Raw genomic sequence first — 12,593 nt, forward strand, 5'->3', positions numbered from 1 at the left:
ATGAAAAAGTTAGTGATTCTTCTGATACTGATCAGTTCAGTGTACAGTTACGGGCAGCTTGTTCCCAATGGAAACTCCGGTTCTTCTACGACTTCTTACACCAACGGTGCGCCCAATGACCCGATTTATATTTGGTGCGGGGACGCGCTCGGTGATCAGCAGGGAAGTTTAACGGCAACCCCTACAAGCGGAACAGGACCTTTCACCTTCAACTGGTTTTATCATGATCAGAGCACTTCTTCCTGGCAGTCCTTATCTGTTGATGCAGGAGTGGGTACTTCCACCATTTCTAATTTGGCAAGTGACGGATACCGCGTAGAAATACGAGACGCATCGAATACACTGACCGATTGTTTTGTGGCTTGGGTCTGGAACCTCAACACTGAAGTTACTGCTTCCAGTTCCTTGTCAAACTGTAATAATGCCTCGTTGTCTTCTACTGTAAATACAACTGGATCATTTTCATACTACAATCCGCCGCCACCGCAATCACTGATTAATGTCAATACGGAAATCCAGGTTTGTTTTACAGCAAATCACACCTTTGTTTCTGACCTGGCATTTTATTTAGTTGGTCCGCCGGCGTGTGGTTCTCCTACGATCTTACTGCTTCCGAATCCAGGAGCAATTGGACAGGGATCTACTTGTAACAGCGGTGATAATGTGAATAACTTATGCTTTACAACTACTGGTGGGGGAAACATCAATGTTTGTAACCCGTCACCCTCTTCTTTGAGCGGAACTTACAGCACGTATGGTCCTTCCAATACTCCGATCAACTGGTCGAGCCTGATAGGTTGCAATGCTGCGGCAGGAGGATGGGCAGTGCAAATTTATGACTGTATCGGTCAGGATGTCGGAGCGTTAACTAATGCGAACATCACTTTTTCAAACCTGACATCGATTTGTGGATCACCGACTTCGATCGGATATAGTTCAGGCGCAATCAACTCGGCAATTAATGATAACTCCTGTTCAGCAGCGACAGCTTCTATTTTCCAGGTGCCGGTTTCACCAACCTTAAGCACACCGATTACGATTACGGCTACAACAACTTTGTTGTGGGCCGGTCCGGGTTCTATTGCAAACCCGACTACCGGTAACACGACTTCAAGCGGGTTACCTGCTGGAACATCCACGTTTACATTGACAGCAACAACAACGTATGGAACAACAACGTGTTCGCCGCCACCTGCTTCAACGAGCGTAACTGTTGTTTATCCTGTTGTGGATGCGGGACCTGATCAAACAGTTTGTATGGGACAATCGGTAACACTTTCGGGTTCCGGAGCACAAACATATACCTGGGACAACGGAGTAACAAACGGTGTCCCATTCACTCCGGGAGCAACTGCTACTTATACAGTTGTTGGAACAGCTGCAAATGGTTGTACGGATACGGACGATGTATTGGTAACCGTGAACACAACGATTCCTGTAAATGCCGGAGCGGATCAAGCGGTATGTATTGGTCAATCGGTTACACTTTCGGGTTCGGGAGCTCAAACATATACCTGGGATAATGGAGTTACGAACGGGGTTTCCTTTGCACCGGCATCCACAATGACATACACGGTGACAGGAACAGATGCAAATGGCTGTACCGGAACTGACCAGATTTTGGTGACGGTAAATCCGCTTCCGGTAGTGGATGCAGGAATAAATCAAACGGTTTGTTCCGGACAATCGGTTACTCTTTCGGGTTCGGGAGCACAAACATATACCTGGGACAATGGTGTTACGAATGGTGTTCCATTTATTGTCAATGCAACACAAACTTATACCGTTACCGGAACAAATGCGAATGGTTGTACCAATACGGATCAAGTCACTATTACAATTAATCCTTCACCAACGGTAAGTGGGGGTGTTGATCAGGCAGTTTGTCTGGGAACAAGCGTTACTTTAACGGCTAGCGGTGCTCAAACTTATTCCTGGAACAATGGAATAACTAATGGGGTTTCATTTACCCCGGGGACAACGACTACTTATACCGTAACAGGTACAAATTCAAATGGCTGTACGGGAACAGATCAGGTGGTTGTAACTGTCAATCCGATTCCGGTTGTCAGTGCCGGAGCAAACCAAACCATTTGTGAAGGAAGTCCGGTTATATTGAGTGGTTCCGGCGCAACTTCTTATACCTGGTCGAATGGTGTGCAGAATAATTTAAGCTTTGTGCCTTCATTGGGAACCAATACCTATGTTGTAACAGGAACTACGGCTGCCGGTTGTCAAAATACAGACACCGTTGTTGTAACGGTTATTTTGGTGCCGAATGCCGTTCTGGAGAGTAATTCACCACTTACAGGTTATCCCGGATTAGAAGTTGAGTTTACCAATTCCAGTACGAATGCGAATTCTTACAATTTTGCTTTCGGGAATGGAATTTCCTACAATACCACAAATAGTTCGGCAGAACCGGATGCAACTTATCAGACACCTGGAACCTACACGGTTGTTTTAACGGCAAGTAATGGAATATGTGAAGATACGTCACATCTGGAAGTGATTGTTATTCCTTTCCCTCCGATGAATATTGTGGCACCGAATATTTTCACACCGAATGGTGACGGAAAGAATGATGTGTTTTTCATTCGATTGGAGAATGCAGTATCCGTGGATGTTACAATCATAAACAGATGGGGAAATAAAATGGTTACTTTCTCCGGCCTGGCAGCTTCCTGGGACGGAAGTATAAATGGTAACCCGGCGGCTGAAGGAGTTTATTTCTATAATTATACGGCAACCGGATTAGACGGTACCATTCAAACTGGGCAAGGAAATGTAGAGTTGATGAGAGATTAAAACGGATAAATACATAGAAAAGTGTGAAGGGTGTGCGGACATTGATATTCAATGATTTGCACATCTTTTTTTGGAATGCAACCTTTTTTGTGTATTTTCGTTTTAGACTACGTTACTTATTGCTACTAAATATGAAACTTACTACTACACTGATAGGGATTCTGTCAGTATTTTCAACAGCATTAGCTCAATTTCCGGGATGCCCGAGTGTCAACGCCGGTGCGGATCAGACACTTACGTGTAACCAACCATGTGCCACATTGACTGCCACTCCGTTTCATGCCGGTGCTACCAGTACATATACTGTTGCTTCGATTCCCCATACCCCGCCCATTGCTTACAATCAAACAGGCGGAACAGGAGTTTCCGTTGGTACTGATGATGTTTGGAGTCCGCAAATTACTCTGCCGTTTACATTTTGTTACTATGGACAATCGTATACGTCCTGTAAGATCGGATCGAACGGATCCATTAAATTCGGTACCTATGCACCAACATCACAACCCTGGTCATTTACGGCTTCATGTCCTTCTACCAGTTTGACATCGGCAGGGGATATTTTTGGTATTTACCACGATATCGATCCTTCTTACGGGGGAACTGTAAAATGGTATGTTGTAGGGGCAGCTCCTTGTAGAATATTTGTGGTGTCTTATAATAATTTACCTCACTATTCCGCATCTTGTAACAACAGCGTTTTCTCCACCTTTATGATGGTATTGTACGAAACTACGAATGTGATCGACGTATATGTCAATAACAAAGGTTTGTGTGGTTCCTGGAATGGTGGTGCAGCAATTATTGGGATTCAAAATCCGGCAGGAACTGCAGGAATTGCGGCTCCAAACAGAAATACCTCACCCAATTGGACAGTTTCAACACCGGAAGGCTGGCGTTTTACTCCGAATGGTGCTCCAATCTATACTACCGAATGGTTTCAGGGAGCAACAAGTCTTGGAACCAATACCACAATAAACGTTTGTCCTACTGCAGCAACTACATACACGGCTACGACTACTTATACAGCCTGTGACGGAACAGTTATTGTCAAAACAGATGATGTGGTTGTTACTCCCGATCCTGCTACTCCTTCAGGAAATGAAATTGCTTCAACACCTCCTTCTTGTTCCGGGGCTACAGGTAGTTTTGAAGTTCAGGGGATCGGCGGTGCAGGCGGTTATCAATATTCGATTGATAATGGTGTGAACTGGCAGGCAAGCGGAGTATTTACCAACCTCGCTGCGGGGAACTATACCGTCCTGGTCCAGGATATGAATGGTTGCCAGGGAAGCATCGCTGCTACAGTAGGTCCGGCAAGTACGCTTGATTTAACATTGGCAAACAGTACCAACGTTTCTTGCAACGGGGGGTCAAACGGTTCGGCTGTAACTGCTATTTCAGGTGGGCAACTTCCTTATACGTATACCTTAAACGGGGGATCAGCCCAATCAGGTGGGACATATTCGAACTTAGCGGCCGGAACCTATACAATTGAGGTAACGGATGCGAACGGATGTACCGATACTCAACCCGTAACCATAACACAACCGATAGCTGTAACGCTTTCTTTTGTTTCTGCAACAGATGCAAGTTGCTCGGGCAGTGACGGAAGTTTAACTGTATCCGGAGCAGGAGGAACAGGAACACTGCATTATTCTTCGAATGGTGGAGCGTCTCAAACAAGTCCGACGTTTAGCAATGTTGCGGGCGGAACATATACGATTCAGGTTGTAGATGATAATGGTTGTCCTGCATCTGTAATGGCTGCAGTAGGTACCGTAAACAACCTGACAGCTCTTTTGGTAGATAATCAGGATGTATCCTGTAATGGATTAAGTGATGGAAGCGTGCAGCTTGGAGGAACAGGAACTCCGTTGCCATATACCTATTCGCTTGTAGGAGGTTCTTCTCAGGCTTCAAACACTTTTTCAAGTTTAGCAGTGGGAACTTATGATTATGTTGTAACAGACGGGAATAATTGCCACGATACAATTTCAGTTACAATTGCCCAGCCTACTCCGGTAAATGTGACAACAAACACTCCGTTATCCATGTGTAGTGGTGGAAGTGTAGCCATGAATGCCCAGGCAACCGGAGGGAATGGTTCTTACGTTTTCACCTGGAGTAATTCATTGCCAAACGGACCAAGCAATTCGGTTAGTCCTGCAGCAACGACCAATTACACCGTTACTGCAACCGATGTGAACGGATGTGCTGCAAACTCAATCGTTCAGGTAACAGTAAATCAGAGTCCGCCGGTTAATGCAGGAAGTGATCAGGGAATCTGCATCGGGGGTTCGGTAATATTGAACGCATCGGGTGCGCAGTCTTATACCTGGAACAATGGTGTTTCAAATGGTGTTTCATTTACACCGGCCTCCACACAAACTTATACAGTTACAGGGATAGATGCTAATGGTTGTCAAGGGTCGGATCAAGTGGTTGTTGCCGTAAATCCACTTCCTCCAGTTGACGCAGGTGCACCACAATCAGTATGTCAGGGAACTTCTGTCACATTGAATGGTTCGGGAGCAGTTTCCTATACCTGGAATAACGGGGTTACAAATGGAGTTTCGTTCACGGCTGGTTCCACACAGACTTATACTGTAACAGGAATTGATGCGAACGGTTGTACGAATACGGACCAGGTAACCATAACGGTAAATCTACCTGCTCCTGTTAATGCCGGAATCGACCAATCGGTTTGTCAGGGCGGATCTGTAACACTAACGGCAACGGGAACTCAAACATATAGTTGGAACAACGGGGTTACCAATGGCGTTTCATTTATACCGGGAGCTTCCCAAACATATACTGTAACCGGTACGGATGCTCTTGGTTGTCAAAGTACCGACCAGGTAACTGTAACGATAAATCCGCTTCCAAATGTGAATGCCGGAGCAGATCAATCCATTTGTATCGGAAGTGCAGTGACCCTTTCGGGTTCAGGAGCTCAAACGTATGTTTGGAATAATGGAGTTACAAACGGAGTACCATTTACCCCGGGATCTACTCAAACATATACGGTGACCGGAACAGATATCAATGGTTGTGTAAACACCGATCAAATCACAGTTACTATCGTGCCGATGCCGACAGCGGTTGTTTCTGCCGATGTAACAGAAGGTTTCCCGGATTTGACCGTGAATTTCGAGAATATGTCATTCGATGCTGCTACCTATCATTGGAATTTTGGAAATGGGGCTCAGGTAAATTCCAACAACACCTCCGGACAGCAATATGTCTATACAAGTCCGGGAGAATATTGGGTTGTCCTGACTGCTGCAAACGGATCGTGTACGGATACAGATACTGTTCATATTACAGTTAATCCACTTCCGGACCCGATCGTAATAATTCCAAATATCTTTACTCCAAACGGGGATAATAATAACGACACATTCTTTCTTACGGTAAGTTATGCGAAATCGGTTAAAGTAACGATCGTAAACCGTTGGGGAGATAAAATGTGTAATTATGAAGGTGTACAAGCTTACTGGGATGGAACGGTTAATGGAAATATGGCTTCAGAGGGTGTCTATTTCTTTACCTATGAAGTAGAAGGAATGAATGGAAAAGTACTTACCGGACAGGGAGATATTCAATTAATCAGATAAACAAACGAAACTTCAATCAAAAAAGACTACATCAGTTGTAGTCTTTTTTTGTTTAACTACATTTGTACTATGCGTGTAGTTCGGCAGTTGAATTCAGATACGAAGTTTAATCATCCAATTCTTACTTTGGGGACTTATGATGGAGTTCATTTAGGACACCAGGAAATTATCACGTCGCTGGTGGAAAAGGCTAAAAGAGAAAACAAAGAATCTGTTTTGTTCACGTTTGAACCGCATCCCAGAAAAGTACTTTATCCGGAAAGTTATTCGGTCAAGTTGATAGATACAGTCGACGAAAAACTGGCAAAACTCGAAAAACTTGGATTAGACACTGTTATCCTTTTTCCTTTCACGAAAGAATTTTCCCGTCTGTCTGCTATGGAATTTGTACGGGATGTATTGGTGAACCAAATTGGAGTGAGTGAAATGCATATCGGACATGACCATCATTTTGGGAAGAATAGGGAGGGTTCATTCCAGGAATTACAGGAACTGGGTGAAATCTATCATTTTAAGGTGTTTCAGTTACCTGCAATTTCTGTTGGTAATGTTACTATCAGCTCTACCAAGATCCGAAATGCCATTTTAGAAGGGAAAGTCGAATATGCTGCCGAAATGATGGGAAGCCCTTTTGTGTTGCAGGGAAAAATAGTGAAAGGACAACAAATCGGCCGGACAATTGGTTTTCCGACAGCAAACATTGATCTGGAAAATACGGAGAAAATCATTCCCGGGAACGGAGTATATGCAGCAAAAGCATATCTTGGCGATCAGCTGATTTATGGAGTTATGAATATCGGTACGCGACCAACCGTTGCAAATAATGGACGGGTGACCATTGAGATCTACCTGTTCGATTTTCATGAGGAAATTTATGACCGGCAGATTAAAGTGGAAGTAATGCAACATATACGCGATGAAAAGCGTTTTGAAAATATAGAAGATCTGAAACATCAAATTCAACTCGATGAAATTACTGCCCGCACTTATTTTTCTTTGTATAAGTAACATTATTTTCGCTCAGGATACCTTACGGATTTACCCGTGGGAAATGGTCCAAAAGGCAAATCCCGATACGGTTTTGGCTATCGATGCATCGAAATTGAAATGGGATCAGATTCCTGAAAAATTGTACACATTCAAGAATTTGAAGTATTTAAATCTTTCCAAAAATAAATTAAAGGAACTTCCATTGGAAATGGCGGTATTCAAATCGCTGAAAACATTGGATGCTACAAAGAACAATATTGAACAGGCTCCCATTGTGATCTGTCAAATGCCGAAACTTCAGAAATTGCATTTGGCACGAAACAAAATAAGCTCTTTGCCGGCTTGTATCGGATATCTGACCGATTTAAGAATCCTGGATATCTGGGATAACCCGATCAATGTACTTCCCGATGAGGTTATGAACCTGAAAAAGCTGGAAGCTGTGGATATGAGAGCAATTATGTTGGGACCGCATTTCCAGCAAAAATGGCAGGAGGGAATGCCGCAGGTCAAGTGGTATTTTGATCCGCCTTGCCATTGCGTAGAGTAAGAGTCCACGCAGTGGACGAAGACCGAGGCTCTGTCTCACAAGACAGGCAAGCCGAGGGAGCGCGTGAAAGTGGACGAAGACCGAGGCTCTGTCTCACAAGACTAGCAAGCCGAAGGCTCGCGAAAACGGACGAATTCAAACAAGGTTATAATTTATAACCTGCTTGAATTTTAATTATCTGAAAAAATAATTATTTTTTTTCCAACCTTTTAAAAAATGCCGCATCATAGGGGTGTCAAGTATATATCAGAAATCTCTCTGATTGGTTTGGTAAATTGGGTTTTAGGTTTGGAAAAGGGTACTTTTTGGATTGTACCCTTTTTCATTTTATAAGGTTTCCTAAAACCAAATCCTCTTTTCCTTTTCATTCCAAAGAGCGCTGAGAACGCAGAGTTAGAATATGCTTCAGCTTCTTCAAAAAGAAATTTGTTAAAATAACAAGGTTAAAGACTTTGCGTCCTTCTTTCCTTTGCGGTTAAATAAATGTTGTCCTATCGTTTGCCCAGTTCCACTTCAAAAATCTGTGTCCAGAAATCCGTGATCGAAATTCCTGCTTCCGCCAACATTTGAGGAACCAGGCTTGCTGCTGAGAATCCCGGTGTTGTATTTACTTCGATGACATGTGGAATATCATTTACCAACATAAAATCAATACGTGCGATCGATTTTAATTGCAGGAGGTTATATACTTCTTTTGACGTTTCCCAAACGGCATTTCGGATCGTGTCCGAAACGCGGGCAGGGGTGATTTCCTGTGACTGACCCAGGTATTTTGCTTCGTAATCAAAAAAATCGTTCTCAGTAACGATTTCAGTCAAGGGCAAGGTGACCAATTCCTTTGGAGAGCGATAAATTCCGCAAGTTACCTCTGTTCCTTTCAGGAAAGATTCGATCACAACGGTATCTCCTTCTTCAAATGCTTTGTCTAACGCGGGTTGCAGGTCTTCTGATTTGGAAACTTTGCTGATCCCGAAACTTGACCCGGAATCGGAGGGTTTGACAAAACAAGGTATTCCCAGTTCGTTTATGATTTGATCCGTTGTATACTGGTCCCGGGATTTTAAAAACAACGATTTCGCAACTGGAATGCCGAAGCGGGAAAGGAACTGGTTACAGTACCATTTATCAAAACTCAACTCGGAAGCCAGTGCATTGGAATTCACATACGGAATTCCTTTCATGTCGAGCAATGCCTGGATTTTGCCGTTTTCGCCCGGATCTCCGTGAATATATATCAGGCCAACATCGATCCTGCGTTCTTCGCCGTTGATCGGATAGCTCATGCTTTCAATAGAAAACGGAAGTCTTTCCGAACCACTGGGAACAAACCATCCGTTTTCAAATACATGGATTGGCACCACTTCATAGGTTTCCGGAAAATTATCCATAATAGTTTGAGCACTTTTCAATGAGATCTCAAATTCCGAAGAGTACCCGCCACAAAACAAACCAACCAGCTTCATATCGTCATTTTTCACAAAATTAGCCGATATTTAAAAGGACGTTTGACCCAAGTGGAAAAGTTTTCAGAATCGATTGTTAAAAGCTTCGTATAGGCATTGTGTCCTTGGAGGAACATTCTTTTTATATTTGTGCAACTTACAATCGATTTATGAAGTTTTTTCAGAAGCTTAAGGCATTTGTTTGGAGCAGGCATTTTTTGAAGCATGCAATCTTCATTTTGCTTACTTATATTATCGTGATCTCCATATTGATCGTTTATCTGGACCAATATACCAATCACGGTGAAAAAATTGATGTTCCGAATGTGGTTGGGTTGAAAACCAGCAGCGCTCAATCGAAACTGGAAGCTCTGGAATTGAAAATAGAAGTATTGGATTCGGTCTACAAACCTGAATTGCCTGCGGGAACAATTGTTTCACAAGATCCGCTGCCAACTTCCAAATCATTGGTATGTGTAAAACCGGGCCGGATTATCCGCGTGCAGGTTTCTAAAAAATCGCGGTTGGTTGAAATGCCGAGTTTGATTGATAAATCGGAACGCATTTCCGAAAGTATTCTAAAGAACAGAGGATTGAAATGCCGAAAAACGTATGTTCCGACATCGGAATCAAACGGAGCCGTGTTGAGACAGCTTTATAACGGTAAGGAAATCAAGGAAGGAACAAAGATTCCGGTTGGAAGTACCATTACCCTGGTAGTCGGTCAGAATAACGAGGCACAACCGGTTACAGTAATTGATTTGATCGGGTTAACAATATCTGATGCCAAAGCGCGTTTAAGTGGAATATCGCTACAGATTTCAGTTGGTGCATGCGACGGATGTACAAATGCTGCCGATTCAGCCAATGCTGAGATTTATTCTCAGAGCCCTGAGTTTATGGAAGGAGCTACGGTTCCATCCGGTACTACAATTATGGTTTCAGCTGAAAAAAAGTAGGTAATTTTTAATTGGATGAAATTTAGTTTAGTCACCGTTTTTGTTTTTATTATTGGTTTTGTTTCGTTCGGACAGGAAGTGTTGAGTCCGATCGGAGCAATGAAAAGAGAGGTTTCTGCCAAAAGATCCCTTCACTTGAAAAGTACCGCCAATATTGACAGTACCTTTGTGTATTCGTTTGATACCTTGTCCTTACCACTTTTGGACGAGTTTTCACATTCTAAATTTCCGATTCTGGATGCACAGCCCGGAGATGCAAACGTGACTGAACAGAAGTTTTTCTACCTGACAGACTTATCGGATGTTCCGTTGTCGAATGACCGGGTGTTTTCCACTTCTCCAACCAGACGTTATACCACGTCTGCAGGAACCACTACTCAAACGGATTTACCGTTAATCAGTATTAAAATGGCTGATTTTCAAAACTATCCGGTAGTTTATTCAACGATTCAGTTATATCCGCCATACAACATTTATGACACGCTTGATTTTGCGAATACTACCGATACGATCAACCTGTCAAATCCGGATGTCAAACAGGATTCAGTGACTATTTTCTTTGCACATGAAGCAGATCCGACCGCTTACTGGACTGACCTGTCGGCATATCATAATTACACCCATGCAGTTAATCCGTGGACATTGGGAGTTGTTACTTTTGACGGACTGGACGAAACCGGTTATCCGTATGCAATTAATACTACTCAAACCGGTTACGCAGATTTCCTGACGTCCAAAACAATCGATCTTTCTTCCTACACACCGGGTGATTCTATTTATTTAAGCTTTTTAGTTCAGCGCCAGGGTTTCGGAGATGCTCCGGAACTGCAGGATTCCCTGGTCCTGGAGTTTTACGACAAGAATACCGATGAATGGGACCGTGTTTGGGCTATAAACGGTGGAGTGCAGGGTGATTTTAAAGTGGGGCATCTGAGAATTGTCAATGCAGCTTATTTAACAAACGGATTCCGTTTCCGGTTTAAGAATTACGGAGGACTATCAGGAATGCTGGATGAATTCCATCTGGATTATGTGCATTTAAGAAACGGAAGTGGTTATCAGGATACCCTTTTCAAGGATTTTGCCTTTGTTTACCCAATCGGTTCATTGATAGATACCTATACTCAGGTTCCATGGGAGCATTGGGTCAATGATCCGACACATATGAACCCAGCGGTGAAAGTAACCGTGAGAAACAATTCGAATGTTCCGGAAAACAACCTGAACGGAAATGTGAAAGTGGATTTCGGTGGAACGACGGAAGGAACATTTACCCTGGTGGCTCAGACCTTATCAGGTGGTAATATCAATTATGCACCACGGACCACGTATTCAAGTTTGCATGATTTCACAGGAGGTTATACGTTCTCAACTACACCGGCAGTCAACACAAAAACATTCGATATCATTGGTAGTGCCGGTGCGCAATTCCCGAATTTGGCACTCAACGATTCTTCGTATACACAACAGGTATTTGAAAATGTATACGCCTATGACGACGGGTCGGCAGAAGCAGCTTATGGAATTTCACAGGTACAGGGAAGAGTGGCATTGAAATTTCAGCCTTACCAGGCAGATACCTTGCTTGGAGTAAGAATGTGTTTTGTGCCTACAGTTAAGGATTTATCCAACAAATTATTCTTGTTGACTGTTTGGGGTGACAATAACGGTGTGCCCGGTGCGGTACTTTACGAGGATGAATTTTTCTACCCGAGAACACCGATCTATGAAGATGGAAGAGGGGTCTTTACAGATTATTTATTGAATGACGGTGAACGCCTTCCACTGGGTTCGGGCCCATTCTACGTTGGGATGAGACAAATTGATGTGGATCCGTTGAATATTGGATTTGATAAGAACACACCGCAAAACGGAAAATTGTTTTTCTCCCTGAACGGGGGTGTCAATTGGTCAAATTCATCACAACAGGGAGTACCAATGATCCGGCCGATTATCAGAACAATGGATAATTTTGATCTTGCGGTGGATGAATTTTCAAAAGAAGAGATCAACTGGAATGTTTACCCGAACCCGACTAACGGAATCGTAAATATTAACTGGAGATCGGAAGCGGCATTTCCGGGTGCGGTTCTGGTAGATTCACAAGGACGCACACTTTTAACTGTTGAGTCGGACAACCTTCGCTTTGATTTGAGTGATGCTCCTTCGGGAATTTATTTTTTGAGATTAAACAACTCACAAACAGTTAAAAAAATTATCAGATAAG

General features: G+C 43.2%; 7 protein-coding genes. 6 read left to right on the top strand and 1 reads right to left on the bottom strand.

The genetic code is table 11. The annotated features are described in order from the left end of the window. The 4 genes from FO442_RS07615 (at position 1) to FO442_RS07630 (ending at position 7,965) form a co-directional block, all read left to right on the top strand. Positions 1-2,808, top strand: coding sequence for a T9SS type B sorting domain-containing protein (locus FO442_RS07615; RefSeq protein ID WP_186279978.1), 2,808 nt, complete (start codon positions 1-3; stop codon positions 2,806-2,808). Positions 2,809-2,939: 131 nt separating this feature from the next. Continuing rightward, positions 2,940-6,425, top strand: coding sequence for a T9SS type B sorting domain-containing protein (locus FO442_RS07620; RefSeq protein WP_144332569.1), 3,486 nt, complete (start codon positions 2,940-2,942; stop codon positions 6,423-6,425). A 69-nt stretch (positions 6,426-6,494) separates the two neighbouring features. Beyond that, positions 6,495-7,433 carry a bifunctional riboflavin kinase/FAD synthetase gene (locus FO442_RS07625; protein WP_144332570.1) on the top strand — a complete coding sequence of 313 codons (939 nt, stop codon included), beginning with the start codon at positions 6,495-6,497 and terminating at the stop codon, positions 7,431-7,433. Further along, the gene (locus FO442_RS07630) at positions 7,393-7,965 is read left to right on the top strand and encodes a leucine-rich repeat domain-containing protein (protein WP_144332571.1); all 573 of its coding nucleotides are present in this window, start codon (positions 7,393-7,395) and stop codon (positions 7,963-7,965) included. The genes FO442_RS07625 and FO442_RS07630 overlap by 41 nt, the downstream gene beginning before the upstream one ends. A 491-nt stretch (positions 7,966-8,456) precedes the next feature. On the opposite strand, the gene FO442_RS07635 is transcribed toward FO442_RS07630, so the two are convergent. Beyond that, positions 8,457-9,428: a D-alanine--D-alanine ligase gene (locus tag FO442_RS07635; RefSeq protein WP_144332572.1), complete on the bottom strand. Its 972-nt coding sequence runs from the start codon at positions 9,426-9,428 to the stop codon at positions 8,457-8,459. A 149-nt stretch (positions 9,429-9,577) separates the two neighbouring features. On the opposite strand from FO442_RS07635, the gene FO442_RS07640 reads away from it, so the two are divergent. Both FO442_RS07640 and FO442_RS07645 read left to right on the top strand, forming a co-directional pair. Beyond that, positions 9,578-10,366: a PASTA domain-containing protein gene (locus FO442_RS07640; RefSeq protein WP_144332573.1), complete on the top strand. Its 789-nt coding sequence runs from the start codon at positions 9,578-9,580 to the stop codon at positions 10,364-10,366. Positions 10,367-10,381: 15 nt separating this feature from the next. Beyond that, a complete protein-coding gene (locus tag FO442_RS07645) occupies positions 10,382-12,592 on the top strand; it encodes a T9SS type A sorting domain-containing protein (protein ID WP_144332574.1) in 2,211 nt (736 codons plus the stop codon). Position 12,593 lies beyond the last annotated feature (1 nt).

The organism is Fluviicola chungangensis (assembly GCF_007558725.1).
GTDB classification, from domain to species: Bacteria; Bacteroidota; Bacteroidia; order Flavobacteriales_D; family Crocinitomicaceae; genus Fluviicola; species Fluviicola chungangensis.

What these genes read in the sequence shown, in the direction of transcription:
- FO442_RS07615 (WP_186279978.1), top strand. Translation starts at nt 1, where the DNA reads ATGAAAAAGTTAGTGATTCTTCTGATACTGATCAGTTCAGTGTACAGT.
- FO442_RS07620 (WP_144332569.1), top strand. Translation starts at nt 2,940, where the DNA reads ATGAAACTTACTACTACACTGATAGGGATTCTGTCAGTATTTTCAACA.
- FO442_RS07625 (WP_144332570.1), top strand. Translation starts at nt 6,495, where the DNA reads ATGCGTGTAGTTCGGCAGTTGAATTCAGATACGAAGTTTAATCATCCA.
- FO442_RS07630 (WP_144332571.1), top strand. Translation starts at nt 7,393, where the DNA reads ATGAAATTACTGCCCGCACTTATTTTTCTTTGTATAAGTAACATTATT.
- FO442_RS07635 (WP_144332572.1), bottom strand. Translation starts at nt 9,428, where the DNA reads ATGAAGCTGGTTGGTTTGTTTTGTGGCGGGTACTCTTCGGAATTTGAG.
- FO442_RS07640 (WP_144332573.1), top strand. Translation starts at nt 9,578, where the DNA reads ATGAAGTTTTTTCAGAAGCTTAAGGCATTTGTTTGGAGCAGGCATTTT.
- FO442_RS07645 (WP_144332574.1), top strand. Translation starts at nt 10,382, where the DNA reads ATGAAATTTAGTTTAGTCACCGTTTTTGTTTTTATTATTGGTTTTGTT.